The sequence below is a fragment of the Methylibium petroleiphilum PM1 genome (genome assembly GCF_000015725.1).
Taxonomy (GTDB): Bacteria; Pseudomonadota; Gammaproteobacteria; order Burkholderiales; family Burkholderiaceae_C; genus Methylibium; species Methylibium petroleiphilum.
Map to the genome: position 1 here is coordinate 966,807 of NC_008825.1, position 24,995 is coordinate 991,801.

The 24,995-nt window shown below is 68.6% G+C and carries 28 protein-coding genes; 24 read left to right on the top strand and 4 right to left on the bottom strand.

Translation table 11 applies throughout. The features are described 5' to 3' along the window. Window positions 1-4: 4 nt before the first annotated feature. Both soxC and MPE_RS04550 read left to right on the top strand, forming a co-directional pair. A complete protein-coding gene (gene soxC, locus MPE_RS04545; RefSeq protein WP_011828511.1) occupies window positions 5-1,318 on the top strand; it encodes a sulfite dehydrogenase in 1,314 nt (437 codons plus the stop codon). Continuing rightward, window positions 1,305-1,913 carry a c-type cytochrome gene (locus MPE_RS04550; RefSeq protein ID WP_011828512.1) on the top strand — a complete coding sequence of 203 codons (609 nt, stop codon included), beginning with the start codon at window positions 1,305-1,307 and terminating at the stop codon, window positions 1,911-1,913. The genes soxC and MPE_RS04550 overlap by 14 nt, the downstream gene beginning before the upstream one ends. 33 nt (window positions 1,914-1,946) lie before the next feature. Here MPE_RS04550 and MPE_RS04555 read toward each other — a convergent pair whose 3' ends face one another. Further along, on the bottom strand, window positions 1,947-2,534 hold the full coding sequence (locus MPE_RS04555; RefSeq protein ID WP_011828513.1) for a TetR/AcrR family transcriptional regulator: 588 nt from the start codon (window positions 2,532-2,534) through the stop codon (window positions 1,947-1,949). Between the two features lie 224 nt (window positions 2,535-2,758). Between MPE_RS04555 and MPE_RS04560 the strand changes: the two genes are divergently transcribed. Genes MPE_RS04560 through MPE_RS04570 form a run of 3 tightly spaced genes read left to right on the top strand, consistent with a single transcriptional unit; the run spans window position 2,759 to window position 5,676 of the window. Beyond that, on the top strand, window positions 2,759-3,754 hold the full coding sequence (locus MPE_RS04560) for a sensor histidine kinase (RefSeq protein ID WP_041929531.1): 996 nt from the start codon (window positions 2,759-2,761) through the stop codon (window positions 3,752-3,754). Continuing rightward, on the top strand, window positions 3,751-5,199 hold the full coding sequence (locus MPE_RS04565; protein WP_011828515.1) for a sigma-54-dependent transcriptional regulator: 1,449 nt from the start codon (window positions 3,751-3,753) through the stop codon (window positions 5,197-5,199). Before MPE_RS04560 ends, MPE_RS04565 begins: the two co-directional genes overlap by 4 nt. Before the next feature lie 18 nt (window positions 5,200-5,217). Further along, a complete protein-coding gene (locus MPE_RS04570) occupies window positions 5,218-5,676 on the top strand; it encodes a cyclic nucleotide-binding domain-containing protein (RefSeq protein ID WP_011828516.1) in 459 nt (152 codons plus the stop codon). 25 nt (window positions 5,677-5,701) lie between these two features. Here MPE_RS04570 and MPE_RS04575 read toward each other — a convergent pair whose 3' ends face one another. Continuing rightward, a complete protein-coding gene (locus MPE_RS04575) occupies window positions 5,702-6,445 on the bottom strand; it encodes a sulfite exporter TauE/SafE family protein (protein WP_011828517.1) in 744 nt (247 codons plus the stop codon). Further along, window positions 6,442-8,232: a SulP family inorganic anion transporter gene (locus MPE_RS04580; protein ID WP_049820762.1), complete on the bottom strand. Its 1,791-nt coding sequence runs from the start codon at window positions 8,230-8,232 to the stop codon at window positions 6,442-6,444. The genes MPE_RS04575 and MPE_RS04580 overlap by 4 nt, the downstream gene beginning before the upstream one ends. Before the next feature lie 374 nt (window positions 8,233-8,606). Here MPE_RS04580 and MPE_RS04585 point away from each other — a divergent pair, with 374 nt between their 5' ends. From MPE_RS04585 to MPE_RS04675, 19 genes are all read left to right on the top strand, one after another. Then, complete coding sequence (locus MPE_RS04585) at window positions 8,607-9,818, top strand: aromatic ring-hydroxylating oxygenase subunit alpha (protein WP_036230297.1); 1,212 nt, start codon at window positions 8,607-8,609, stop codon at window positions 9,816-9,818. A 27-nt stretch (window positions 9,819-9,845) separates the two neighbouring features. Further along, window positions 9,846-10,307 (top strand): aromatic-ring-hydroxylating dioxygenase subunit beta, encoded by a 462-nt coding sequence (locus MPE_RS04590; RefSeq protein ID WP_011828520.1) that lies wholly within the window; start codon window positions 9,846-9,848, stop codon window positions 10,305-10,307. A gap of 22 nt (window positions 10,308-10,329) precedes the next feature. Further along, window positions 10,330-11,367 carry a 2Fe-2S iron-sulfur cluster-binding protein gene (locus tag MPE_RS04595; protein ID WP_011828521.1) on the top strand — a complete coding sequence of 346 codons (1,038 nt, stop codon included), beginning with the start codon at window positions 10,330-10,332 and terminating at the stop codon, window positions 11,365-11,367. 13 nt (window positions 11,368-11,380) lie between these two features. Beyond that, window positions 11,381-12,109: a cyclic nucleotide-binding domain-containing protein gene (locus tag MPE_RS04600; RefSeq protein ID WP_011828522.1), complete on the top strand. Its 729-nt coding sequence runs from the start codon at window positions 11,381-11,383 to the stop codon at window positions 12,107-12,109. 127 nt (window positions 12,110-12,236) lie between these two features. After that, window positions 12,237-13,382, top strand: coding sequence for an NrtA/SsuA/CpmA family ABC transporter substrate-binding protein (locus tag MPE_RS04605; RefSeq protein ID WP_011828523.1), 1,146 nt, complete (start codon window positions 12,237-12,239; stop codon window positions 13,380-13,382). A 96-nt stretch (window positions 13,383-13,478) separates the two neighbouring features. Next, complete coding sequence (locus tag MPE_RS04610) at window positions 13,479-14,813, top strand: ABC transporter permease subunit (protein WP_041929532.1); 1,335 nt, start codon at window positions 13,479-13,481, stop codon at window positions 14,811-14,813. A 1-nt stretch (window position 14,814) separates the two neighbouring features. Then, window positions 14,815-15,681: an ABC transporter ATP-binding protein gene (locus MPE_RS04615; protein ID WP_011828525.1), complete on the top strand. Its 867-nt coding sequence runs from the start codon at window positions 14,815-14,817 to the stop codon at window positions 15,679-15,681. Between the two features lie 3 nt (window positions 15,682-15,684). Continuing rightward, the gene (locus MPE_RS04620; RefSeq protein WP_011828526.1) at window positions 15,685-16,509 is read left to right on the top strand and encodes an ABC transporter permease; all 825 of its coding nucleotides are present in this window, start codon (window positions 15,685-15,687) and stop codon (window positions 16,507-16,509) included. A gap of 10 nt (window positions 16,510-16,519) precedes the next feature. Then, window positions 16,520-17,410: an ABC transporter ATP-binding protein gene (locus tag MPE_RS04625; RefSeq protein ID WP_011828527.1), complete on the top strand. Its 891-nt coding sequence runs from the start codon at window positions 16,520-16,522 to the stop codon at window positions 17,408-17,410. Between the two features lie 58 nt (window positions 17,411-17,468). Further along, complete coding sequence (locus tag MPE_RS04630; RefSeq protein ID WP_011828528.1) at window positions 17,469-18,326, top strand: amidohydrolase family protein; 858 nt, start codon at window positions 17,469-17,471, stop codon at window positions 18,324-18,326. Between the two features lie 22 nt (window positions 18,327-18,348). Continuing rightward, a complete protein-coding gene (locus tag MPE_RS04635; protein WP_011828529.1) occupies window positions 18,349-18,825 on the top strand; it encodes a GNAT family N-acetyltransferase in 477 nt (158 codons plus the stop codon). Between the two features lie 20 nt (window positions 18,826-18,845). Further along, window positions 18,846-19,211 (top strand): hypothetical protein, encoded by a 366-nt coding sequence (locus MPE_RS04640; protein WP_011828530.1) that lies wholly within the window; start codon window positions 18,846-18,848, stop codon window positions 19,209-19,211. A 101-nt stretch (window positions 19,212-19,312) separates the two neighbouring features. Further along, on the top strand, window positions 19,313-19,870 hold the full coding sequence (locus MPE_RS04645; protein WP_049820871.1) for a nitroreductase family protein: 558 nt from the start codon (window positions 19,313-19,315) through the stop codon (window positions 19,868-19,870). 57 nt (window positions 19,871-19,927) lie between these two features. Beyond that, window positions 19,928-20,581, top strand: a complete 654-nt coding sequence (locus MPE_RS04650; protein ID WP_011828532.1) for a class I SAM-dependent methyltransferase — start codon at window positions 19,928-19,930, stop codon at window positions 20,579-20,581. Between the two features lie 97 nt (window positions 20,582-20,678). Further along, on the top strand, window positions 20,679-20,897 hold the full coding sequence (locus MPE_RS04655) for a hypothetical protein (protein ID WP_041929533.1): 219 nt from the start codon (window positions 20,679-20,681) through the stop codon (window positions 20,895-20,897). 227 nt (window positions 20,898-21,124) lie between these two features. Beyond that, window positions 21,125-21,520 carry a VOC family protein gene (locus MPE_RS04660; protein WP_041929534.1) on the top strand — a complete coding sequence of 132 codons (396 nt, stop codon included), beginning with the start codon at window positions 21,125-21,127 and terminating at the stop codon, window positions 21,518-21,520. A gap of 110 nt (window positions 21,521-21,630) precedes the next feature. After that, the gene (gloB, locus tag MPE_RS04665; RefSeq protein WP_011828534.1) at window positions 21,631-22,410 is read left to right on the top strand and encodes a hydroxyacylglutathione hydrolase; all 780 of its coding nucleotides are present in this window, start codon (window positions 21,631-21,633) and stop codon (window positions 22,408-22,410) included. 16 nt (window positions 22,411-22,426) lie between these two features. Further along, a complete protein-coding gene (locus MPE_RS24900) occupies window positions 22,427-23,644 on the top strand; it encodes a methyl-accepting chemotaxis protein (RefSeq protein WP_202796706.1) in 1,218 nt (405 codons plus the stop codon). Window positions 23,645-23,674: 30 nt separating this feature from the next. Further along, a complete protein-coding gene (locus MPE_RS04675; protein ID WP_011828536.1) occupies window positions 23,675-24,718 on the top strand; it encodes an NAD(P)-dependent alcohol dehydrogenase in 1,044 nt (347 codons plus the stop codon). Between the two features lie 32 nt (window positions 24,719-24,750). Here the strand turns inward: MPE_RS04675 and MPE_RS04680 are convergent, their stop codons facing one another. Then, window positions 24,751-24,990: a hypothetical protein gene (locus MPE_RS04680; protein ID WP_011828537.1), complete on the bottom strand. Its 240-nt coding sequence runs from the start codon at window positions 24,988-24,990 to the stop codon at window positions 24,751-24,753. Window positions 24,991-24,995 lie beyond the last annotated feature (5 nt).

Sequence of the window (24,995 nt, forward strand, 5' to 3'; positions counted from 1 at the left end):
GACCATGAAGAATTCGAACACGACCCGACTGATGGAGGCCGCCCGGACCGAACTGCAGGTGGGCGGATCCCTCACCCACGACCCGGGGCGGCGGGCACTGCTGGGCCGCTCCGCCACGGCGGTGGCGGCCGGCGTGACCGCGCTCGCCGCCGGCCGCAGTGCGGCCGCGCCGCTGGCGGTCCCGGCCGCCAACCTGGCGATGGGGCGGGCGCTGCCGGAGAGCGAGTACGGCATGCCGTCGAAGTTCGAGGCGCACGTGAAGCGTCGCCGGACCGATGTCTTCGTCAACAAGCAGAACTTCTCGGACTGGAGCATGACGCCGCTGCACCAGCAGCACGGCACCGTCACGCCCAATGGGCTGATCTACGAGCGCCACCACAACGGCGTTCCGGAGATCAACCCCGACGAGCACCGCTTCGCGATCCACGGCATGGTGAAGCAGCCGCTGGTGTTCACGATGTCCGACCTGATGAAGTACCCGTCGGTGTCGAAGTTCTATTTCATGGAGTGCTCCGGCAACGGCCTGACCGATTGGCTCAAGGCCGCGTCGAAGACCGTGCAGCAGACGCACGGCATGCTGTCGTGTGCGCAGTGGACGGGCATCCCGGTGTCGACGCTGCTGCAGGAGGCCGGCGTGATGCCCGGAGCGACCTGGGCACTGGCCGAGGGCGCCGACGGCGCGGCGCACGCGCGCAGCATCCCGATGCAGAAGATGCTGGAGGACGCACTCATCGTCTACGCCGCCAACGGCGAGATGCTGCGGCCCGAGAACGGCTACCCGCTGCGCCTGTTCATCCCGGGGTGGGAGGGCAATGTCAGCATCAAGTGGCTGCGCCGCATCAAGCTGGGTGACCAACCCTGGAACCTGCGCAGCGAGACGGCGCGCTACACCGACCCGATGCCGGACGGGAAGTGGCGACAGTTCAGCTTCGCGATGGAGGCCAAGTCGGTGGTGACCTCGCCGTCGGGGGGCATGACGGTGCGTCCCGGAGAGATCGAGATCCTGGGCTTCGCGTGGTCCGGGCAGGGCAGCATCCGCGCCGTCGACGTGACGCTCGACGGCGGGCGCACCTGGCAGGAGGCCACGCTGGAGCCGCCGGTGCTCGACAAGTGCCTGACCCGCTTCAGGCTGCGCTGGAAATGGGACGGTCGACCGACGTCGATCGCCAGTCGTGCCGTCGACTCGACGGGTTATGTGCAACCCACCGTGGAAGAGATCAAGAAGGTCCGCGCGATCACCGGCTTCGTGCAGCACCACAACGGCATCTTCCCGTGGTCCATCGATGCCGCCGGGGAGGTGAAGAATGCGATCGCCTGAACTGTCGTGGTGCGGCCTCGTCGTCGCGTGCTGTCTGGCAGGTTGCGCGGTCCCGGCTGCCGCGCCGAACGCGGCGGCGCCTTCGCCGCACGGCCATGCGATCTCGGAGCAGGAACTGCAGGCCTGGAACATCGACGTGCGCGGCCCCGACGGCGCGGGGCTGCCGCCGGGGTCGGGTTCGGTCGCGGCGGGCAAGGCGGTGTTCGACGCCAAGTGCGCCGCCTGCCATGGCGCCGCCGCAGCCGGTGGGCCGGTGTTCGGGCCCATGGTCGGTGGCATCGGCTCCTTCAAGACCGATCGCCGCGTACTCACGCCGGGCAGCATGTATCCGTATGCGCCGATCCTGTTCGACTACGTGCGGCGTGCGATGCCGATGAACGCGCCGCAGTCGCTGACGAACGACGAGACCTACGCGGTCAGCGGCTATCTGCTGCACCTCAACGGGCTGGTGCCGGCCGATGCGGTGATGAGCGCACAGACGTTGGCTGCGGTGCGCATGCCCAACCGCGACGGCTTCCTGGTCGACGATCGGCCCGACACCCGGGCCACGCGGTGCATGCGCGACTGCCCGCCGATCTCGAGCGCGGCGCGCTGAACGGCGGCTGCCGGGCGCCGCGGGACCGCGGCGTCAGGCGGCCAGCGCCCGCAGCGCCATCGAGTTGAAGCGCTCGGCGATCTGCCGCGGCCCGACGCGGCCCGAAGGCTTGAGCCACAGGTAGCTGTAGAAGTACATGCCCAGCAGGCCCTTGAGGACGATGGCGTCGTAGGGGCGGAACACGCCCTGGCGTTCGCCATCGACCAGGATGCTCTTCCACGCTCCCTCGTAGCGGGCGTGCAGCGCCATCACCTCGCGGTGCCGCTCGCCGGTGAGCGACTGCACCTCGCGGAAGCACACCGTCAGCTCGGCCTGGTGCGACGCGATCTTCAGCATCAGGTAATCGCCCAGCAGCACCAGCCGCTCGGCCGGCGGCAGCTCGCTGCGTGCCACTTCGGCGGCGTGCGCGGCCAGGTCGACGATGTACTCGCGGCTGATGTCGTACAGCAGGTCTTCCTTGCTTCGGATGTGGTGGTAGAGCGCGCCGCGCCCGAGCGAGACCGCGTCGCCGAGTTCGGCGATGCCGACCGCGTGGAAGCCGCGCGCCGCAAACAGCTGGGCCGCGGTCTTGAGGATGCGGTCTCGCTGGGAGGCTTCGGCGGGGGCCTTGTTCTTGTTCATCGGTCGTTCTGAAATCGGCAATCGACAGCCGGATTCTAGAGGCCGCTGTACCGTTTGTTCCACCCTTCGATACGGGGTCGGCGCGAGCGCCGATCGGTGCGTGGGGGTCGCTCTCTATTGCTGCGTGCACTGCGTGCCCATACGCTCTGTTCTGCCCCCGCCATCATCTGTTCCATTGACCGATACCGATGAGAGCCCAGCGCCATACGTACGATCTTGCCGAGGTGTTCGAACAGATCTTCTCGGCCGCGCCGTGGCCGATGCTGATGCTGGGTGAGGACGCCGCGGTGCTGGGTGCGAGCGACGAATACGGCCACGGTGAGGCCGACTCCGACCTGCCGCTGCGCGCGCGTGCGCCGCACTACCTGGCGTCGTTGCGCGGCGGCCCGCCGTGGTCGGCCGCGCAGGAGGCCGACAGCGTGCGGACGCTGCCCTCGGGGGCGCAGGTGCACGAGCGGCTCTTCCTGCGCCGCACGCCCTGGGGGGCCAGCCTCGTGATCGTCGACCAGACCGACCTGCGCCAGCTCCAGACCTCCGACCTGCAGACGGCACGGCTCGCGGCGCTGGGCTTCATGGTGGCGGGCGTCTGCCACGAGATCACGAACCCGCTCACCTCGCTGCACTCCATCGTGCAGATCCTGCGGTCCGAGAAGCAGCCGAGCCCGGCGCTGCTGGACAAGGGCTTCGACAACATCGCGGTCAACGTCAAGCGCATCCTCGACATCTCGCGGCGGCTGGTGAAGTTCTCGCGCGTCGGTGACGAGCCGCGCTACGGCTTCGCGGTCGACGAGGCCATCGAGGAGGCGCTCTACGTGCTGCGCCAGGACGACCTGCTGCGCGACGTGGAGCTGCAGTACCTGCGCCGCGACGCGGGCCTGAAGGTGTTCGGCAACACGGGGCAGATCCGCGAGATCTTCCTGAACCTGTTCGTCAATGCCGCTCAGGCGATGGCCGGCCGCGGCACGCTGCGCATCGAGACCCGCGAGGCCGGCCCGATGGTCGAAGTGCTGGTCGGTGACACCGGCCCGGGCGTGCCGGCCGAGGCCGTGGGCCGCATCTTCGAACCCTTCTTCACCACCAAGTCCAGCATGCACGGCACCGGGCTCGGGCTGGCGATCAGCACCGAGATCGCCCACGAGCACGGCGGCAGCCTCTCGCTGCGACACACCGGCAGCGAGGGCGCCACGTTCTGCGTCGCGCTGCCCAGGGAACGCGCATGAGCAGCCAGCCCCGCAGGGAAGCACCGGCCGAGGCACGGCGGCCGTCGGAACAGGTGCTCGTGATCGACGACGACCACGGCATCGGCGACTGCGTCGAGATGCTGCTGCAGCGCGCCGGCTACACCTGCGTGATCACGCGCACCGGCGGCGAGGGCCTGGCGCAGCTCCGCAGCCGCGAGTTCGACATGGTCATCACCGACCTGCGCCTGCCCGACGCCAGCGGGCTGGACATCGTGGCGGCCAGCAAGGCGGCCAACCCCGAGACGCAGGTGATCCTGATGACCAGCTTCTCGTCGGTCGAGAGCGCGATCGAGGCGCTGCGCCTGGGCGCCAACGACTACGTGATCAAGCCCTTCGACAACGATGACTTCCTGTTCTCGGTGGAGCGGGCGCTCGGCGAGCGCCGCACCCGCATGGAGAACGTGGCCCTCAAGCGCAGCCTGCGCAAGGCCTATTCCCAGAACGCCATCATCGGCGAGAGCGACGGCGTCAAGCGCCTGCTGGGCATGATCCAGCGCGTGGCCGCCACCGAGGCCAACGTGCTGATCCAGGGCGAGAGCGGCACCGGCAAGGAACTGGTGGCCCAGGCCATCCACTTCGGCGGCAATCGGGCGCACCGGCCGTTCGTCGCGGTGAACTGCGGGGCCATTCCGGCCGAGCTGATCGAGTCCGAGCTGTTCGGCCACGTCAAGGGCGCCTACACGGGCGCGGCCTCGGCCAGCGAGGGCCTGATCCGCGAAGCCAGCGGCGGGACGCTGTTCCTCGACGAGATCTCGGAGATGCCGCTCAACGTGCAGGTGAAGCTGCTGCGGGTGCTGCAGGAGCGCCAGGTGCGACCGCTCGGTTCGGGACAGAGCTACATCACCGACACGCGCTTCCTCGCGGCGAGCAACCGCAACCTGAAGGAGAGCGCCGAGAGCGGCAGCTTCCGCGCCGACCTCTACTACCGCCTGAACGTCATCACGATCCACGTGCCGCCACTGCGCGAGCGCGGGGCCGACATCGAGCTGCTCGCGCGCCACTTCATGCAGTTGTTCAGCCGCAAGTTCGGCAGCCGGGTCAGCGGCATGGACCGGGACTTCATCGACTTCCTGCACCGCCACTCCTGGCCCGGCAACGTGCGCGAGCTCCAGAACGTGATCGAGCGCGCGGTGATCCTGGCCGATGCCGACATCCTGAGCGCCGCCGACCTGGAGGAAACGCTCGCGCTGCCGGCCAAGGAGACTCACCTGCCGCTGGGCAGCGGGTTGCCCCTGTCGGTGGAGGAGTACATCAAGGAAGTCGTGCTGCTCTACCAGGACCGGCACGGCGAGGCCGAGCTTGCGGCGATGCTCGGCATCGGCCGCAAGGCGCTCTGGATGCGGCGCCGCAACTGGGGCCTGCACCGGCAGCGCGAGCGCGCACCGGCCGGCGACGAGCTAGACCACCTCCACCGCGTTCAGTGAACCGCACGGAAAGCAGCCATGTCGAACGAATCCGCCGAACTGCTGACACCGAACCTGATCCTCGCGCAGACGGGTTTCTTCCAGGACCTGACCGCGCGCCAGCTCGAGCGCATCGCGCTGCTCAGCGAGGTGCAGCACTGCAACGAGGGGCAGCAGGTCTACCGGGTCGGCGAACCGGCCAGCCTGGTCTATGTGCTGGTGCGCGGCATGGTCCGGCTCGCGGTGGGCTACGGCGAGCGCAACGCCAGTGCCGGCAACATGCTGCGGCGCGGCGAGGTGTTCGGCTGGGCGGCGCTCACGCCGAGCTGCAACCTGCGCATCGCCACCGCCACCTGCCTCACGCCCTGCAGCTTCCTGGCGATCGACGGCAACGGCCTGCTCGGTCTGATGGAGCAGGATCACACGCTGGGCTACCGCCTGATGACCCAGCTCAACCGCATCATCTCCGGCACGCTGACGGCCTTCGCCGGCGGTTGACGCAGAGCCCCGCGCGGCCGACGCGCTACAGCGCGCGCAGCAGCAGGCCGGCTCCGACCGCGACGCACAGCGCGCCCACGGCGCGGCGCAGCAGCGCGGCATCGACGGCGTGCGCGAGATGCACGCCGATCCACACGCCGGCCACCTCGAACACCGTCAGCAGCGCGGCGAGTTCGAGGTCCACGATGCCGTGCGCCAAGTGGCCCACGCTGCCCGAGACCGACGCCAGGATCTGCACCACCTGGCTGGCGCCGATCGCGGTCAGCGGCGCGAAGCCGCTCAGCACCATCATCGGCACGGACAGCGCCGGACCGCCCACGCCGGTGAGCCCGGATCCGAAGCCGGTGAGCGCGCCGATGCCGAACAGCAGCGCGCGCCGCCACTGCGGCCGACCCTCGAAGGCGGTGCGGCGTCGTGCGCCGCCCCCGAGCAGCGTGTAGACACCGGCCAGCACGATCAGCACGGCCAGCACCAGCCCGAGCAGGTGGGCATCGAGCAGAGCGTTGGCCCAGGCGCCGACCGCGCCGAACAGCGCGCCGCCCACGCACAGCGGCAGCGTCACCGACCAGTCGATGCTGCCGCGCCGTTGGAAGAACCAGGTGCCGACGATGCCGGTGAAGATGAAGGTGAAGAGGGCCGTGGCCATCGACGCCTGGATGGGCAGCGGCGCCAGCAGGTTGAGCGCCGGGATCAGCAGGATGCCACCCACTCCCACGGCGCCGATCAGCACGCCGACGACCAGCGCGACCGCGATCAGCCCGGCCATCATGGGGTGCCGGCCGGCTCGCGCGGCGTGCCGTCGGGCAGCGTGCGCTGGCACTGGCTGAAGATGCGGGCAGGGCAGCGGCGGCAGATCTGCGGGTCCAGCCGCGGGTAGAGGGCGTCGATCACGTTGCTGCCGATCGCATGCAGGTTCTCGCGGCCGATGGCGTCGAGGTGGCCGGAGCGCGCCAGCACGTCGACGGCCGACGGGTGCAGGCGGTGGAAGTACAGGCCGCCGCCGAGCTGGCGCCGTCGGCGCGCCTCCTGGCCCAGCAGCTCGGCCCCCGAGCTGTCGATGAAGTTGATGCCCGGCGCCAGCACGAGCAGGTGCTTGTGGCCGGGATCGGCCGCGTCGATGTCGCGCAGCCGGCGCTGCACGTGATCGACGGCGCCGAAGTAGATGGGCCCGTCGATGAAGACCATCTTCAGCTGGCAGCAGTCGGGCTCGTCGGTCTGCGGCACGAAGTGGTAGCTGTGCGCGCCCGGCGCCGGGACCGCGTCGCGGATCTCCGGCCGGGCGGTGCGCTCCAGGAACACCATCAGCGACAGCAGCACGCCGACGTAGATGGCGAACTCGAGGTGCAGGAACAGGGTGGCGAGGAACGTCGCCGCCAGCACCGCAGCCTCGGCGCGACTGGTCCGCAGGATGCCGCGGATGTGGTGCACGTCGACCAGCGAGTACGCGACGACGAGCAGGATCGCCGCCATCGACGCGATCGGCAGGTAGCGCACCAGCGGCGCCAGCGCCACCAGCGTCAGCACCAGGAACAGCGCCGAGAACACCGGCGCCAGCGGCGTCTTCGCGCCGGCTGTGTGGTTGACCCCGCTGCGCGTGAACGAGCCACTGGAGACATAGCTCGAGGCGAAGCTGCCGACCACGTTGGCGAGGCCCTGGCCGATGAACTCCTGGCTGCTGTCGATGCGCTGCCCCGACTTGAGCGCGATCGCGCGCGCGATGGCCACCGCCTCGGTGAGCGAGAGCATCGCGAGCGCCAGCGCGATCGGTGCGAGCTGCCTCAGGGTCTCACCCGAAGGGATCGGCATCGACAGCGGCGGCAGGCTGCGCGGGATGGCCGACACCATCGCGATGCCCGTCTGCGGGCCGAACAGCGCGGTCAGCGCCAGCGCATGCAGGCTGCCGACCGCCATGGCGACGATCATGTGCGGCGCGCGCGGCAGCCAGGTGCGCGTGCCCACCGCGGCCAGCAGCGTGACGATGCCCACGCTCAGCACGTGGACGTTGGTGTCCGGCAGGCGCTGCACGAACAGGCGCAGGGTCTCGATGAACGAGGCGCTGGCCGGCGCGGTGATGCCGAAGAAGTTCTTCAGCTGGCTGGTGGCGATCAGCACCGCGGCGCCGGCGGTGAATCCGATCACCACGCTGTGCGAGATGAAGTTCACCAGCACGCCGAGGCGCGCCAGCCCCATCGCCAGCATCAGCAGCCCCGTCATGAAGGTGAGGCTCAGCGCGAGCTGGATGTAGGCCGCGCTGCCCGGCTCGGCCAGCGGGCTGAGCGTCGCGAAGATGACGATCGACAACGCGGCGGTGGGGCCGGACACGAGATGCAGCGACGAGCCGAACAGCGCGGCCACGATCACCGGCACGATCGCGGTGTAGAGGCCATAGGCCGGCGGCAGCCCGGCGATGCTGGCGTAGGCGACCGCCTGCGGCACCAGGATGATGGTGCCCGTGAGTCCGGCGAGCAGGTCCGCGCGCAGGCTGCGCCGGTTCACCATCGGCCACCACTGCAGCATGGGCAGGAGCCTTGCGAGCCAGCGGTCGGTCGTTGCCATGGTGCTTTCGTTGGGACGCGCGTGAGGGCGGTGCGATGCGCGCCGCCCTCACGTCGTCGCATCGCCAGCGCCTCGTTCAGCAAAGTTGGTGCCACGCACGCCAGCGTGGACATCGGGGCGCATCGGCACGTGCGCGTTTCGAATGGAAACGGTCGCCGGTTTCGCTGTGAAACGTCGGTCGGTCCGGCGCGCTGATGGAAACCCTTGGAAGCGCCGCAACATCGGTTCGATGAAGCGCGATTTCGGCCTCCGCGCGGCCCGGAAACCGCGATTTGTCCCTTGGGCACGGACCGTGCAATGAAGGTGTCGTCACGGACGCAGCGGTGACCTCGAGCGCTGTGTCATCCCTGTCTTCGCAACTCACGGAGAGCCGCATGTCGCGCAATGCAACCGAGTGGCAGCAACGCCCCAATTTCCCCGACACCCACTTCGTCAGCACCGACATCTACACCGACGAGCAGATCTTCCGGCAGGAGCAGGAGCTGATCTTCAACAAGGTGTGGATCATTGCGTGCCACGAGTCGGAGCTGCAGAACGCCTACGACTACCGCACCTTCAACCACCCGGGCGGCGCGCCGCTGATCGTGGTGCGCGGCGAGGACATGAAGGTCCGCAGCTTCTACAACATCTGTCCGCACCGCGGCAACACGCTGCTCTACGAGCCGGTAGGCAATGCCAAGCGCATCACCTGCATCTTCCACGCGTGGTCGTTCGACGTGAAGGGCAACTGCATCGACATCTCGCGCGGCAAGCAGGGCTACCAGGACCGCTACGGCTGCGAGCAGGCCGGCCTGCGCGAGGTGAAGACCGAGATCGGCTACGGCGGCTTCGTGTGGGTCAACGTGGATGACCAGTGCTCATCGCTCGGTGAGTACATCGGCGACTCGATGAGCATGCTCGACGAGCAGCTGAACATGCCGCTCGAGGTCTTCCACTATCACAAGGCCGTGGTCAACACGAACTACAAGCTGTGGCACGACACGAACAGCGAGTTCTATCACGACTACATGCACTACTTCAATCGCATCACCGGGATGATCCAGCCCGGCTATTTCGATCGGAAGTACACCGGCTACCCCAACGGCCACGCCTCGGTCGGCTCGATGGCGATCAAGTACGACGCCTACGAGGGCAGCAAGGCGCGCGGCGTGGGCTGGCCCGGCCTGGCGCCGGGAGGCTGGGTGCTGATCGACATCTTCCCGGGCATGACCTTCAACCTGCGCACCTCGGTGCTGCGGATGGACACGGCGATCCCGCTGGGGCCGAACAAGCTGCTGATCGAGTTCCGCGGTCTGGGCCTCAAGAGCGACACGCCCGAAGAGCGGGCCGAGCGTATCCGCGACCACAACACCATCTGGGGGCCGTTCGGTCGCAACCTGCACGAGGACCTGCTTGGGGTGCATGGCCAGGGGCTGGCGATGCGCGACCGCACCGACAGCAAGTGGGTGCTGCACGGGCGCGAGGAGAACATGACCATCCACGACGAAGGCGGCATGCGCCACTTCTATGCGGAATGGAGCCGCCGCATGGGCCGCATGGCCCATGACCCGCACGGCAAGGCCGGCACGGCCCAGGCCGCCGCCTGAGTCCGGACCACCGACGCGAGGAACACCGTGGACACACGCACCGCCATCACCGAACTGATCAGCCGCTCGGCCATGACCCTGGACGAGAAGAAGTTCGACGCCTACCTCGAACTCTGCGATCCGGCCTACGTGTACCGGATCACCGCCTACAGCCCCGAGATCCGCAAGGAGATGACCTGGCTGGAGCACGACAAGCCGGGCCTGAAGACGCTGTTCACCAACCTGCCGCGGCACAACAGCGACCAGTCGCCGATGACCCGCCACGTCTGCGTGTACACGGTGAAGCTCGACGACGGCGCGGCGCAGGCCGAGGTGGTGAGCACCGTGCAGGCCTACCGCACCACGCTGGACGGCGGCACGACCGAGCTGTTCGCGGTCGGCAAGATCTACGACCGGGTCGCGCTCGGCGCCGAGGGCCCGCGGATGCTCGAGCGCAACGTGCGGCTCGACACGCGGATGCTCGGCTTCGGCTACCACATCCCGATCTGAGCGCCGGCCACGGAGCCACCCCATGAAGATCGAAGTCAAGGCGCGCAACCGCGCCCACGCGTTCGACGCCGAGCCGGGCAGCCGGGTGCTGTACGCCGGGCTCGGCCAGGCCATCGACCTGCCCTACGAGTGCGGCAGCGGCACCTGCGGCACCTGCAAGGCGCGACTGCTGTCGGGCGAGATCGACGACCTGTGGCCCGAGGCGCCCGGCCGCAAGTACCTGAAGCAGGCCGACGAGTTCCTGATGTGCCAGTGCGCCGCGCGCGGCCCGCTGTCGATCGAAGTGGCGAGCTTCGTCGAGGACCTCGAGCCCGATGTCTGCATCCCGCGCGCCGCGTCCGGGCGCATCGTCGCCGCCCGGCTGCTGACTCACGACGTGATGTCGCTGCGCATCGCGCTGGCCGCACCGCTGTCGTTCGACGCCGGGCAGTTCGTGCTGGTCCAGGTGCCGGGGATCGACGGCTACCGCGGCTGGTCGATGGTGAACCACGCGAAGGACGCCCTCGAGCTCGACTTCGTCATCAAGAAGAAGCCCGACGGGAAGCTGTCGGACTGGCTGTTCTCGGCTACGCCGGCCGGCACCGCGGTCGAGCTGTTCGGTCCGCTTGGCGCGGCCACCTTCTATCCGGAGCTCGACAAGAACATCCTCTGCATCGCTGGCGGCAGCGGCATCGCCGGGATGATGTCGATCCTGGAGCGGGCCGCGCGGGCCGACTACTTCGCCAGCCACGACGGCGACGTCTTCTTCGGCGTGCGCTCGATGAAGGACGCGTTCTTCCTCGACGAGTTCAGCCGCCTGCGCGCCGCCTGTGGCGAGCGACTGCGCGTCACGATCGCGTTCTCCGAGGAGCCGGCGTCCGACGCGTTGCGGGCGAGCCATCCGCTGCTGCAGTTCGAGACAGGCTTCGTGCACGAGGTGGCCGGCCGTGGCATGCAGGGGCGCTATCAGGGCGTGCGCGCCTACCTGGCCGGGCCGCCGCCGGCGGTGGACGCCTGCGTGCGCATGCTGCTGATGGCGCGCGTGTCGACCGACAACATCCGCTACGACAAGTTCAGCTGACGACGGGCCCCCCATGAAGCGCATCCGCATCTGCAGCGCCAGCGAGATCCCCGGCCAGGGGATGAAGTGCTACGACACGGCCACGGGCAGCAAGGTCCTGGTGGTGAACAGCGGCGACCAATTCCACGCCTTCCAGGGCCTGTGCCCACACCAGGACGTGTGCCTCGACGAGGGCTTCTTCGACGGCAGCACGCTGACCTGCCACCAGCACCTGTGGCAGTGGGACGTGAAGACGGGCGAGGCCCTCGGGCTGGCCGAGGCGCCGCTGGAGCGCTACGAGATCGAGCACGTCGACGGCGAGATCTTCGTGCTGCAGTCCAGTGCGCTGCGCGCCTGCGAGCTGTTCAAGGGCATCTCCGACGCGGTGATCGGGCGGCTCGACGCCCTGGCGCGGCGGGAGGAGCACGGCGTGGCGGCGGCGCTGTACGACATCGGCGATCCGGCCGACGACCTCTACATCCTCGAATCGGGCCGCGTGGAATTCGAGATCGGCCGCGAGGACCGCACGCGCATGGCGGGCTTCATGCTGCGCAAGGGCGAGATGTTCGGGTGGGCCGCGCTGCTGCAGGACCAGCCGCGCCGCATCGCCCGCGCCACCTGCATGGAGCCGTCCACGTTCCTGCGGCTCAAGGGCGAGGACGTCCTGAAGGTGCTGGCGGAGGAGCCGGCAGCAGGCTTCCTCGTGATGCGCCAGCTCTCGACGCTGATCACGCGGCATCTGCGCACGCAGGGCGGCAAGTGAACCGCGCCGCACAGGAACCGGCGCAAGGAAGGCAAGCAACAACAAGGAAGCCCGCAGAGGGAGTCGAATGGTCCGATAAAACCGGGCCCGCTGCGCGGGCACCGCATGAACCAACAAGGAGACAAGCATGACGTTCTGGATGAATCAGCGTGTACGCGCGGCCGCCGCAGCGATGGCGGTGGCTTGCGGCCTCGGCATCGGGGCTCCTTCGACGGCGCTCGCCGCCGATCTCGACTACGGCAAGCCGGGTGATCCGGTCCAACTGGTGATCGGCTACCAGCCGTACTACACCCAGTCGTGGTCCGGCGTGGTCATGCGGGGCAAGAAGTTCTACGAGAAGTACCTGCCCAAGGGCTCCACGGTCGACTTCTCGATCGGCCTGCAGGGCGCGGTGATCGTCAACGCCATGCTGGCCGGCAAGCAGCACATCGGCTACATGGGCGACATGCCGGCGATCGTCTCGACCACCAAGGAATCGGTGGCGGACATCCGCATCGTCGCGACGCTCGGCGTCGGCTTCGACCAGTGCAACATCCTGCTGGCTCGCAACGACGCGCCCAAGTTCGGCAACGGCAAGGAAGGCGTCAAGTGGCTCGAGGGCAAGCGCATCGGCATCCCGCTGGGCAGCTGCGCCGACCGTTTCGCGAAGGAGGCCTTCCGCAAGGAGGGGGTCGCGCCGGCGGCCATAATGAACCAGAACATCGAGGTCATCACCAGCGGCTTCCGCGCCGGCAAGCTCGATGCCGCGGCGATCTGGGAGCCCACCGCCTCGCGGCTGGTGGAGGAGGGGCTGGCGCGGCGCATCGCCAGCGGCGCGACGGTCAACGAGAAGGACGCCGGCTTCCTGGCCATGCGGGCCGACCTGATCAAGCAGCGTCCCGACGTCGCCAAGGCCTGGCTGAACGCCGAGCTCGACGCCCAGCTGTTCCTCGCCGACCCGAAGAACGCGATGGAGGTGGCGGCGATGGCCGCGCAGCAGGCGACCGGCTTCACCGAGAAGATGCTGTGGCACTCCCTCTACGGCCAGTACCCGGCCGAGATCGGCGGGATCCCGGTGCGCATGCAGATGCCCTTCACGCTGACGCCCGACGTGGTGGCGCAGATCAACCAGTCCGCGGCCTTCCTGTTCTCCATCAAGAGCATCAACGTCGAGAAGCTGCGCGCCGACGCGCTGATGAACGACATGGCGGCGCAGGTGCTCAAGGAGCGCAACCTGAGTTCGCCGATCGGTGAGGTCAAGGCCATGCCCGACAGCGAGTACGGCAAGAAGTAGCCGGCCGTTCGGCCCCGAGCGAGAGAGAGCAGCCGGTCATCGCCGCGGCCAGGAGCCGCAGGCGGTGCCGCCACTCGGCCCCATTCAGGAGGATGCATGGATCACATCGGTGCGGTGCTCAAGCGAGCCATGCCGTTCCAGACGGTACCGCCGGAGATGCTTCAGGAGATCGTGAAGCTGTCGAAGCTGAAGTCGTATGCGCGTGGCGACATGATCTACGACCTCGACGAAGAGGCCGACGATGTCTACATCGTCGCCTCCGGCAGCGTGAACCACGCCCTGCGTAGCGAAGCCGGCGGCGAACTGCTCGAGAAGGTGATGCGCCCGGGCGACGTGTTCGGCTGGGCGGCCGTGCTGACCGGTCGCAATCGCCGCATGGCCCGGACGGTGTGCCTGGAGCGTACCGAGGCCATCCGCATCAACGGCGGGGCGCTGATGGCGCTGATCAAGCAGTCTCCGGCGCGCGGCGATGTGGTGATGAGCCGCTTCGCGACCATGATCACCCGCGAGTTCTCGGCGTCGCCGTCGGTCGCGGCGCGGGTGCCGCATTTCGGCGCAGCCGACTCCGGCGCGGCGCAGGGCGGTAGCGGCGGCGACGGCTGGGCGCGCACGATGTTCCGCCTCTCGCAGTGGCTCAAGAGCCCCAAGCCCTACATGATGCTGGCCGGCTACGCCATGCTGCTGGGCTTCTGGTACTTCACGGTCGAGGTCTGGAAGCTGCCGCGCTTTCGGGACATGCCGGGCCTGACGACGGTGTTCACCGAGATGTTCAACCGCCATCCGGTGTACGGGCTCTCGATCTACACGCCGGAGTACTACGACCACATCTGGGCCAGCGTGCGGCGGGTCGCCACCGCCTTCTTCCTGGCCACCGGGCTGGGCGTGCCGCTCGGGCTCTTTCTCGGCTGGTCGAAGTCCTTCCGCGAGTACGTGTTCCCGATCTTCGAGACGCTGCGGCCGATCCCCATCCTGGCGTGGGTGCCGCTGGCGATCCTGATGTTCTCGGGCACCGAGACGCCGGTGATCTTCCTGACCTTCCTGGCCTCGTTCTTCGCCACGGCGCTCAACACCATGCTCGGCGTCGAGTCGATCGACGAGTCCTACAGCCGCGCAGCCTACTGCCTGGGCGCGAGCAAGTGGCAGGTGTTCCGCGAGGTCATCGTGCCGGGTTCCATGCCCTACATCTTCACGGGGCTGCAGATCTCGGTCGGGGTCGCGTGGTTCTCGCTGGTGGCCGGCGAGATGGTCTCTGGCGAGTTCGGCCTGGGCTATGTGATCAACACCTCGTACACGATGGTGCAGTACCCGACGATCGTGATCGGCATGGTCACGCTCGGTGCGGTGGGCTACGTGACCAGCGCCATGGTGCGTGTGGTGGGCGACATGATGATGCAGTGGCGCGTGCGCGAGCTGGCGTTGGGAGGACGCTGAGATGAACACCACCCAGGAAAGACAGCGGCAGTCCGGCGGCCGGGCCGCCACGCAGGGCGCGATCCGCATCGACGATGTCGTCAAGGTCTACGACCCCGACGGCGCGGCCGTGATGGCGGTGGACCACTGCACGCTCGACATCGCGGCCGGTGAGATCTGCATGATCGTCGGGCCCTCGGGCTGCGGCAAGACCACGCTGCTCAACGCGATCGCGGGCTTCCACAGCATCAGCTCGGGCACGATCACGATGGACGGCGAGGTGCTGTGCGGTCCCGGCAAGCCCAAGGCCGAGCCGGGCTCGGACCGCATCGTGGTGTTCCAGAACGGCGCGCTGTTCCCATGGAAGACCAACCTCGAGAACGTCGCCTTCGGCCCGCTGATGCAGGGGAAGATGGGCAAGAAGGAGATCTACGAGAAGGCCCGCCGCATGATGGCCGATGCCGGCCTGAGCGGCACCGAGAACAACTACCCCGGCGAGGTGTCGTCGGGGCTGCGCCGGCGCGTGGAGATCGTGCGCGCGCTGATGAACGACCCGAAGGTGCTGCTGTTCGACGAGCCCTACCGAGCGCTCGACTCGCTGACCAAGTCGGTCATGCACGAGGCGCTGCTGGAGATCTACTACAAGAACAAGGTCACGATCTTCTTCATCACCCACGACCTCGAGGAGGCCATCTTCCTCGGGCACCGGCTGGTGATCATGACCTCGCGGCCGTGCCGGCCGAAGAAGATCCTCGATGTCGACATTCCCCATCCGCGCGACTACAGCGTGCTGACCAGCCCGCGCTTCCGCGAGCTGATGGAGGAGACCAGTGCGATCGTGCACGAGGAAGCGAAGAAGTCCTTCGCGGCCGGCGAGAAGGAGGGCTGAACCATGAGCCATGGCATCACCCGGTTTCGCCAGCGCGTGCTGAGCCGCTCGACGCTGCGCGCGATCATTGCGCTGACGGCCTTCGTCATCCTGTGGGAACTGGGCGCGCGCTCGCCCGAATGGCTGGGCTTCGCGCTGCCCTGGATCGGCCAGGTGCCGGCGCCCAGCGGCGTGCTCAAGGCCTGGGCAGGCCTGCTGGGCAACGCCGGCTACTGGGAGAGCTGGTACCTCAGCCTGGTGCGGGTGCTCGCGGGCTTCGGCGCGGCGATGCTGATCGGCATCCCGCTGGGCCTGATGATGGCCGTGAGCAAGGCGGTGCACGGCGTCGTGTTCCCGAGCTTCGAGCTGCTGCGGCCGATCCCGCCGCTGGCCTGGGTGCCGGCCTCGATCATCTTCTGGCCGACGGCCGAGATGTCGATCGCCTTCGTGACCTTCCTCGGCGCCTTCTTCACCATCGTCATCAACGTCGTCGGCGGGGCCAAGTCGATCGACGTGCGCTACTTCCAGGCGGCGCAGGCGATGGGCGCGTCGCAGTGGGACATCTTCCGCCGCGTGGTGCTGCCGGCCACGCTGCCGTCGATCGTGGTCGGCTCCGCGGTGGGCATGGGCATCACCTGGGAGGTGGTGGTGGCGGCCGAGATGATCTCCGGGGGCGGCAAGAGCGCCGAAGGCGGGGGACTGGGCTTCTTCATCTGGAACTCGTACGTGGGCGGTTCGTACGAGCAGATCGTCGTCGGCATGATCAGCATCGGCATCGCGGGCTTCGCCTGCAGCGAGGCGCTGCGCGCGCTCGGCGGACTGGTCACGCCCTGGTTGAAACAGCGTTGAGGAGTGCACGATGGCCCAACACAAGCCTTCGGGCAGCACGCGCGGCGAGATCCAGGTCCGCAACGTCACCAAGACCTACGGCACCGGACCGTTCGCCAAGACCGTGGTGCAGGACTGCTCGTTCACGATCGAGCGCAACAAGCTCACCGTGATGATCGGCCCGTCGGGTTGCGGGAAGAGCACGCTGATCCGGTTGCTCGCGGGCTTCGAGAAGCCCGACAGCGGCAGCATCCAGATCGACGGGCGGCCCATCACCGGGCCCGGCAAGGACCGTCTCGTGGTGTTCCAGGAAAGCGCGCTGTTCCCGTGGATGACGACCATGGACAACATCCTCTACGGACCGCGCGCGCGCGGTGAGCAGAACGGGCAGACGCAGTCGCAGGCCGATTTCCTGCTGGAGAAGGTGGGACTCAAGGCCTTCAGCCGCAAGTACCCCACGCAGCTGTCGGGTGGCATGCAGCGGCGTGCCGAACTGGCGCGCGCCATGATCAACAACCCCGACGTGATGATCCTCGACGAGCCGTTCCGCGGCCTCGACGCGATGTCCAAGGAGCTGATGTGGGAGTACTACTCCGGCCTGTACGAGGAGTCTCACCGCACCAATTTCTTCGTGACCACCGACATCGACGAGGCGATCTTCCTCGCCGACCGCCTGATCGTGATGACGAACATCCCGACGCAGGTGAGGGCGACGCTCGAGGTGGACATCCCGCGGCCGCGAAGGCTGGCCAACGCCTTCGACAGCGAGCGCGCCAACGAAATCAAGATGCAGGCGCTGTCGCTGCTGCACGAGGAGGCCATGAAGTCCTTCTCGGGCGGCAGCCGCGCCGCGGCGGACTTCATCGAGGCCTATGCCAAGCGCACCGGCAAGGCGCCGGCCGAGGCGAAGCAGCCGGAATGAAACCTGTCGCGCCGTCGACCCGAACAACGAACGAACCATCCAAGAAGGAGAACGATCCATGGCCAGCAAGAAGGTGATCGACATGCGCAGCCGCCCTGCGTTCCTGCACGACTTCTACGGCAAGACGCGCGGCACGCCGGAGTTCGAGGTCGTGAAGTGGCTGAACGGCCGGGTCGGCTCGCGGGACCTGGAGCACTTCACGCATTCGAAGAACATCGATGGCTACCTGCGCGACATCAAGGAGACGCGCATAACGGCGGCGGTGGTCGTCGGCCGCGACACACCCGGCATCAAGCACTCCAACGACGAGATCCACGACCTCGTCAAGGGCCACAAGGAACTGGTCGGGGTGGGCTCGATCGATCCGCACCGCTGGGGCGTCAAGGCGGCGATCGACGAGGTGGAGCGCGCGGTGCGGCAGCTCGACCTGAAGGCGATCAACGTCGAGCCCGGCTTCGGCAGCCCGCTGTGCAAGGCCGACGATCCGATGCTGTTCCCGATCTACGACGCCTGCGCGCAGCTCGGCGTGCCAGTCTCCATCATGTCCGGCCCCACCGCGCCGAGCCTCGACATGGTGACGCCGACCGCGGTTGGCCATGTGGCGAAGGCCTTCCCCAAGCTGTCGATCATCTGCTACCACGGCTTCTATCCGTACGTGAACGAGATCATCGGCGTCGCGTTCCGCTGGGAGAACGTGTTCATCGTGCCCGACATGTACATCTTCGCGCCGGGAGGCTCGCTCTACGTCGAGGCCGCGAACGGCTGCATGCGCCACCAGATCCTGTTCGGCAGCTCCTACCCGTTCCGGCCGATGGGACAGTCGATCAACGACTACCGCACCCTCGGTTTCGCGGAGGGCGTGATCGACGACGTGATGTACGGCAACGCGAAGCGCGTGCTGAAGCTCGGCGTCTAGCCGCCCGGACCGGAGAACCGCCGTGAAGGACCTCGAGATACGCGCCGCGCGGCTGTCCGACGTGCCGCGTCTCCTGGAGTTCTACAAGCAGCTCGACATCACGCCCGAGCCCGAGATGCCGATCGAGCACGCCTGGGCGCGCTTTCTCGACCTGGAAGCGAACCCGCTGCACCACATCTACGTGGCGGAGTCGAACGATCTCATCGTGGGTACCTTCGCGGTGGTCTTCGTGGGCGGCATCTCCCACGGCGCGCGCGACTCGTGCATCGTGGAAGACGTGGTCGTGGCGCCGGACGCCCAGGGACAGCGGATCGGCCGGCGGATGATGCAGTTCGCGATGAAGCTGTGTGCGGCGCGCGACTGCTACAAGCTGGTGCTGTCGAGCCACGTCAATCGCGAGAAGGCCCATGCCTTCTACGAGGGCCTGGGTTTCCGCAAGCACGGCTACAGCTACCTGATCGACCCCGGCGACGCTGCCGCTCCGGCGGCGCCTGCCTGACCGACCGGAGGAGACTCGCCATGGTGGAGGCCGACGAACGCGGTGCCGAGTACAGCATCCAGGTGAGCGCCGTGGCGGACGCCGGCTGCTCGGTCTATCGAGCACGGGTCGTGGTCAAGGAGTTGCCTGCGATGCGCCCGGTGTTCTGCGACGACGTGCTGCCGCAGGAGCAGACCTGGCCTCAGCTTCAGGAGGCGCTCGCCGCGGCGCTCGCCCGGGGGCAGCGGTTCGTGCGCTTCGCGCTGTGCCGCCGGTTCGCCGAGGGCATGGACGACGACGAGGCGGCCTGGGAGGCGATGCTTGCCGGGCTGGCCGGCAGAGCGGCCGCGACACGCTCGCCGGTCGAGTGGCGCAGCACCGGGTTCCATCCGACGTGGACGCAGTGACGTTCGTCGCGCCCGAAGAAGCCGGGGGCCGCAGCACGCCGTCGCTGCCAGCGTGCGATGACGACGGCGCGTCGAGGGCGGGTGTCGAGTTGCGGGCGACGATGGCCGCAAGGCAGCACACGTCTCCGAAGCGTCTGGTCGAGCCGGGCCCCGACGCGGACCAGATCGAGAGCCTGTTCTGCGCCGCCGCGACGGCGCCGGACCACGGCCGGCTCGTACCCTGGCGCTTCGTGATCGTTCCTGCCGATCAGCGCGCGCGCCTGGCCGAGGCCTTCGCGCTGGCCTTGATCGACCGTGATCCCGGCGCGACCCTGGTCCAGATCGAGGCAGCCCGGCTCAAGGCCTGGCGTGCCCCGTGGATCGCCCTCGCGATCGCGAGATTGCGAGACGACGAGCGCGATGCCGACGCCGTTCCCGCGGCCGAGCGGCTCGTCTCGCTCGGCGCCGCGCTCCAGAACCTGCTGCTCGCGGCGCACTCGATGGGCTTCGGCAGCGGGTTGACCAGCGGCCGTGCGATGGCGTCGACGCGCCTGCGCGGCCTGTTCGGCGTGCAGCCGCAGGAGCAGGCCGTGTGCTTCGTCAACGTGGGCACCGTGGTGGGACGGCGACCCGTGTCGCCCAGGCCCGCGCCGGCCCGGTTCGTCAGTTGCCTGTCGTAGTGGCAGGCCGGGGCTGCGGCGTATGCTCGCCGCCACCGCAATCCTCGGTGCGCACGGATGAGCAACTTCTACAACGATCACATCCTGCCGCGCGCGGTCGATGTCATCTGTGGTCTGCCCAGCTTCGAGAGCGGGCGCGCGGAGCTGGTGCCGCAGGCCTCGGGCCGGGTGCTCGAGATCGGCATGGGCACGGGACGCAACCTGCCGTACTACCGCGCTGCCGGACTGCAATGCCTGTGCGGTGTCGATCCCGGCCTGCATGCCCTGGCCCGGCGCCGGGCCGAGGCCGCAGGCCTGGAGATCCAGGCGCTGCCGCTGTCGGCCGAACGCATCCCGGTGGACGACCGCAGCTTCGATTGCGTGGTGTCCACCTTCACGCTCTGCACCATTCCCGATGCGGCCCAGGCGCTGAAGGAGGTCTACCGCGTGCTGGTGCCGGGCGGGCGCCTGCTGTTCCTGGAGCACGGTGCCGCGCCTGACGCGTCGGTGCGGCGCTGGCAGGACCGCCTCACGCCGTACTGGAGGCCGCTGGCCGGCGGCTGCCATCTCAACCGCGAGATGCCGGGGCTGATCGAGTCGGCGGGCTTCTGGATCGAAAGTCTGCAGCGCCGCTACCGGCCCGGGCCGAGATGGCTGACCAGTCTGTACTCGGGGGTCGCTACACGGCCCCGTTCTCCGGGTCCGACGGATCGAGGCTCGTCGCCGGATTGATCCACCAGGGATGCTGTGGCGGGCGTCGTAGACGCTGCCCGACGGGCTGGGGGTCCGCAGTTCGCCGCAGCTGGCCCTGGGAATCCTCCCGGTCGCGATGCACGCACCGTTCAAGCCCTGCGACGACGGCGACCGGCCGGTCAGCGACGTCCCGGCGCTCGCTATGCCGCCCGTTGTGATCCTCGGCCCCATGGCCTTCATGCTCGAGGTGCGCCGCGCCTGGCGCCCGACTCTTCCGGCGCCGGCCTCGCCGCTGCGGCAGGTCGACCACGCGCGTTGCTGGCAGGGCCCGCGCGGACATCTCGATCCGGCATAGCGTTGAAGTTGAGTGGCCCATGGTCTCGGCTTCATGAGCCGGGTCGTCTTCCCGAGCACGCGCGGAAGCGGCGCGCAACCTCCAGTCGTCGCTACCCGCGTACTACCCGCTGCGGGCCCGTCGATGAAAAACTGTCGACCATCCCCCGGGAGCGAGATCGCCGGATCCGCGTGCGTCCATCGACGTCTTCGACGCGCACTCGCACCCCGCCAGTCACAGGAGTACACGTGGCAAAGCTCATTCACACCATGATCCGGGTCCGCGAGCTCGAGCGCTCGCTGAAGTTCTACGAAGCCGTCCTCGACATGAAGGAGTCCCATCGGCTCGACTTCCCGGAGTTCACGCTCGTCTATCTGCGCGCCGAAGGCTGTCACTTCGAAATCGAGCTGACGCTCAACAAGGGGCGTGAGGACGACTACACGCACGGCACGGGCTACGGCCATGTCGCGGCCGTCGTGCCGGACGCGAGCGCGAAGCGGGCGCAGGTCGATGCGCTCGGCTATGCGCCGACCGCGGTCAAGGAGTTCAAGCGAGGCGAGGAACTGCTGGCGCGGTTCTTCTTCGTGCAGGACCCAGACGGCTACAAGATCGAGGTGCTGGAACAGCACGGGCATTACCGCTAGCGATCGTTGCAGGCCCGGGCCGGAGGTCCGGGAACGATGCGTCGCGCGTCCGACCTCGATCAGGTCCCGCGCGGCTCGGTGAGTTTGCTCAGCGCTGCCAGGAGAGGAACGTGCCCGCCCTCGTGTCGATCAAGGCCTTTGCCGACAACTACATCTGGTTGTTTCGCGTCGGGAACCGCGCGTGGGTCGTCGACCCGGGCGAGTCGGCCGGCGTGCTCGGCTATCTGGACAAGCACCACCTGATCCTCGAAGGGATCCTGCTGACCCACCACCACGACGACCACACGGGTGGCGTCGAACACTTGCGATCGGTGCGCAACGCCCGGGTCTACGGGCCTGCGCGCGAGCGCCTGCCCGAGCCCGTCATCCGGCTGCTGCACGGCGACGAGGTGGACGCCCTGGGCGTGCGCTTCCGCGTGATCGACGTGCCGGGGCACACCGCCGGGCACATCGCCTATTACGCCGAAGACTTCGACGGTCGTCCGCTGCTGTTCTGCGGCGACACGCTGTTCTCCGGCGGCTGCGGGCGCCTGTTCGAGGGCACGCCGGCGCAGATGTTCGCGTCGCTCGACCGGCTCGCCGGCCTGCCCGGAGACACTCTCGTGTGCTGTGCCCACGAGTACACGGTGGGCAACCTGCGGTTCGCGAACGCTGTCGAGCCCGGCAATCGCGACGTGGTGGAGCACCTCGATCGATGCCTGGCGCTGCGGGCCCGCGACGAGCCCACGCTGCCCAGTTCCATCAAGCAGGAGCGCCTGATCAACCCCTTCCTGCGCTGCCAGGACCCGGCGGTGGCGAACGCGGCGCGGCGCCGGGCCGCGGTCGGCCATGCGATGGACGACGTGGCGGTGTTCGCTGCGTTGAGGGCCTGGAAGGACCGCTTCGCATGAGGCCTCGACCATGGCGATGAGGGTGTCCTTCTTCCGCGCGCGCCGGGACGCACCGCAGGAACCTGACGAGAAGGGCGCCGAGGTGGCACGGTTGCACTGGCAGGTCGCGGCATTGCAGGCCGAGATCCAAGGCCTGCAGATGCGCTTCGACCTGATCCGCCGTGCGTCGGGAGAAGGTCTGTGGGACATGGAAGTGCCCGCCGACGATGCGGCCGGCGCGGGCAACCCGTTCTGCTGGTCGGCGCAGTTCCGCAGGCTGCTCGGCTACCAGGACGAACGCGACTTTCCCGACGTGCTGTCCAGCTGGTCCGACCTGCTGCACCCGGAGGACAAGCAGCGCACGCTGCAGGCCTTCGCCGCCCACATGCAGGACCGTTCCGGTCGCACGCCGTACGACGTGACCTACCGCCTGCGCTGCAAGGATGGCGTGTGCCGCTGGTTCCGTGCGCGGGGCGAGACGCTGCGCGCGGCCGACGGCACCCCCTTGCGCGTGGCGGGCACCCTCATTCCAATCGACGAGGACCTGAAGCTCCAGCAGGCGCTCGACGTGACGCACACGCGCTTCGAGCTGTCGCGCGAGATCGTCAACGACGGCGTCTGGGACCTGGCCGTGGTCGCCGGCGATCCGGTGAATCCCCGCAACGCGTTCTGGTGGTCGCCGCAGTTCCGCCGCCTGCTGGGCTTCGCCGACGAAGCCGAGTTCCCGAACGTGCTCGACAGCTGGGCGTCACGCCTGCACCCGGAGGACAAGGACCGCACGATGACGGCCTTCGTGCAGCACCTGACCGACAAGACCGGCCGCACCCCCTACGACGTCTGCTACCGGCTGCGGTGCAAGGACGACCGCTATCGCTGGTTCCGCGCCCGTGGCCAGACCCAGCGGGCCGCCGACGGCACCGCGCTGCGGGCCGTCGGGGCCCTGGCCGACATCCAGGCCGAAAGGGACCGGGAGGAGGCCGAGCGGCAGCGTGTCAGGTACAACGCGCAGCTCGAATCCAGCCTGAAGGACATCGGCGACATCGTCGGCACGATCCAGCGCATCGCCCAGCAGACCAATCTGATCGCGATCAACGCCGCGGTGGAGGCCGCGCGAGCCGGCGAAGCGGGCCGTGGCTTCTCCGTCATCGCCAGCGAGATCCGCGCGCTGTCCAAGCGCACCAGCGACGCGACGAACGATGCCACACACATCCGGCAGAAGCTCGAAGACGGTCGACGCGAGTTGATCGCGCGCTGATCACCCCCCGACAGGACACCAGGAGACGCCATGAAGGCCGCCGTGCTGCACCAGTACAACGAGTCGCTGAGCGGCGACAGCTTCGTGCGCTACGGCGACGTGCCCGACCCGAAGATCGAGAGCCCGACCGACGTCATCGTGCGCATCGGCGGTGCCGGCGTGTGCCGCACCGACCTGCACGTGGTCGAGGGCCTGTGGCGCGGCAAGGTCGACGTCGAACTGCCCTACATCATGGGCCACGAGAACGCCGGCTGGATCGAGGCCGTGGGTTCGGCGGTGAGCGGCATGAAGGTCGGCGACCCGGTGATCTGCCATCCGCTCGTGACCAGCGGCCACTGCCTGGCCTGCCGCCGCGGCGACGACATGCACGCCGACGGCAGCCGCTTCCCCGGCATCAATGCCGACGGCGGCTATGCCGAGTACCTGCGCACGAACCAGCGCTCGCTGATCAAGCTGCCGTCGACGCTGGCGCCCAAGGATGTCGCGCCCTACACCGACGCCGGGCTCACCGCCTACCGCGCCGCCAAGAAGGCCTCGCGCCACCTGCTGCCTGGCGAGTACGCGGTCGTCATCGGCGCCGGCGGGCTGGGGCACATCGGCATCCAGGTGCTGGCGGCACTGTGCGCCGCCGAGATCATCGTCGTCGACCGCGCCGACGCCGCGCTGCAGCTGGCCAAATCCTGCGGGGCCCACCATCTGGTGAAGGCGGACGAGCAGGCGTTGGAGCGCGTGCTCGAGCTCACCGAGGGGAAGGGCGCCCAGGCGGTCATCGATTTCGTCGGCGAGGGCGAGGCCATCTCCAGGGGCCTGGCGATGACGCGCAACGCCGGCACCTACTACGTCGTCGGCTACGGCGGACGGATCGAGCTGCCGTCGATCGACATGATCACCAGCGAGAAGAGCATCGTCGGCAACCTGGTCGGCACGTATGCGGAGCTGGTCGAGCTGATGGCGCTGGCCGACCGCGGGCGGGTGCACCTGGCGACGCGCGAGTACGCGCTGAAGGACGCCAACCAGGCGCTGCTCGACCTGCACCACGGCAGGATCCAGGGGCGCGCCGTGCTCGTGCCCTGAACGACGGCCCGCGGCCGCGGGCCGCGTCGGCGTCAGCAGGGGCGTCGGCGCGCGTACACGCGCGGCACGGCGAAGTCGCGGCCCACCAGCGCGCGCGCATACAGGTAGCTGTTGAGCTCGTGCTCGCCGAGTCCGTCCATGCGCACCTGCCCCGCGGCGTCGCACGGGAAGGCGTAGGCACGTCCGGCATCGAACAGCGACTGGAATCGCAGCTGGTAGCGGGTGGCTTCGCGGGCGGCCTCGTCAGGGTCGTCGGCTGTGGGGTCGGGCATGGTGG

What these genes read in the sequence shown, in the direction of transcription:
- MPE_RS04675 (WP_011828536.1), top strand. Translation starts at nt 23,675, where the DNA reads ATGAAGGCCGCCGTGCTGCACCAGTACAACGAGTCGCTGAGCGGCGAC.
- MPE_RS04650 (WP_011828532.1), top strand. Translation starts at nt 19,928, where the DNA reads ATGAGCAACTTCTACAACGATCACATCCTGCCGCGCGCGGTCGATGTC.
- MPE_RS04630 (WP_011828528.1), top strand. Translation starts at nt 17,469, where the DNA reads ATGGCCAGCAAGAAGGTGATCGACATGCGCAGCCGCCCTGCGTTCCTG.
- MPE_RS04640 (WP_011828530.1), top strand. Translation starts at nt 18,846, where the DNA reads ATGGTGGAGGCCGACGAACGCGGTGCCGAGTACAGCATCCAGGTGAGC.
- MPE_RS04550 (WP_011828512.1), top strand. Translation starts at nt 1,305, where the DNA reads ATGCGATCGCCTGAACTGTCGTGGTGCGGCCTCGTCGTCGCGTGCTGT.
- MPE_RS24900 (WP_202796706.1), top strand. Translation starts at nt 22,427, where the DNA reads ATGAGGGTGTCCTTCTTCCGCGCGCGCCGGGACGCACCGCAGGAACCT.
- MPE_RS04595 (WP_011828521.1), top strand. Translation starts at nt 10,330, where the DNA reads ATGAAGATCGAAGTCAAGGCGCGCAACCGCGCCCACGCGTTCGACGCC.
- MPE_RS04565 (WP_011828515.1), top strand. Translation starts at nt 3,751, where the DNA reads ATGAGCAGCCAGCCCCGCAGGGAAGCACCGGCCGAGGCACGGCGGCCG.
- MPE_RS04625 (WP_011828527.1), top strand. Translation starts at nt 16,520, where the DNA reads ATGGCCCAACACAAGCCTTCGGGCAGCACGCGCGGCGAGATCCAGGTC.
- MPE_RS04580 (WP_049820762.1), bottom strand. Translation starts at nt 8,232, where the DNA reads ATGGCAACGACCGACCGCTGGCTCGCAAGGCTCCTGCCCATGCTGCAG.
- MPE_RS04655 (WP_041929533.1), top strand. Translation starts at nt 20,679, where the DNA reads ATGCACGCACCGTTCAAGCCCTGCGACGACGGCGACCGGCCGGTCAGC.
- MPE_RS04680 (WP_011828537.1), bottom strand. Translation starts at nt 24,990, where the DNA reads ATGCCCGACCCCACAGCCGACGACCCTGACGAGGCCGCCCGCGAAGCC.
- MPE_RS04600 (WP_011828522.1), top strand. Translation starts at nt 11,381, where the DNA reads ATGAAGCGCATCCGCATCTGCAGCGCCAGCGAGATCCCCGGCCAGGGG.
- soxC (WP_011828511.1), top strand. Translation starts at nt 5, where the DNA reads ATGAAGAATTCGAACACGACCCGACTGATGGAGGCCGCCCGGACCGAA.
- MPE_RS04585 (WP_036230297.1), top strand. Translation starts at nt 8,607, where the DNA reads ATGTCGCGCAATGCAACCGAGTGGCAGCAACGCCCCAATTTCCCCGAC.
- MPE_RS04555 (WP_011828513.1), bottom strand. Translation starts at nt 2,534, where the DNA reads ATGAACAAGAACAAGGCCCCCGCCGAAGCCTCCCAGCGAGACCGCATC.
- MPE_RS04575 (WP_011828517.1), bottom strand. Translation starts at nt 6,445, where the DNA reads ATGATGGCCGGGCTGATCGCGGTCGCGCTGGTCGTCGGCGTGCTGATC.
- MPE_RS04570 (WP_011828516.1), top strand. Translation starts at nt 5,218, where the DNA reads ATGTCGAACGAATCCGCCGAACTGCTGACACCGAACCTGATCCTCGCG.
- MPE_RS04620 (WP_011828526.1), top strand. Translation starts at nt 15,685, where the DNA reads ATGAGCCATGGCATCACCCGGTTTCGCCAGCGCGTGCTGAGCCGCTCG.
- MPE_RS04615 (WP_011828525.1), top strand. Translation starts at nt 14,815, where the DNA reads ATGAACACCACCCAGGAAAGACAGCGGCAGTCCGGCGGCCGGGCCGCC.
- MPE_RS04605 (WP_011828523.1), top strand. Translation starts at nt 12,237, where the DNA reads ATGACGTTCTGGATGAATCAGCGTGTACGCGCGGCCGCCGCAGCGATG.
- MPE_RS04645 (WP_049820871.1), top strand. Translation starts at nt 19,313, where the DNA reads ATGGCCGCAAGGCAGCACACGTCTCCGAAGCGTCTGGTCGAGCCGGGC.
- MPE_RS04610 (WP_041929532.1), top strand. Translation starts at nt 13,479, where the DNA reads ATGGATCACATCGGTGCGGTGCTCAAGCGAGCCATGCCGTTCCAGACG.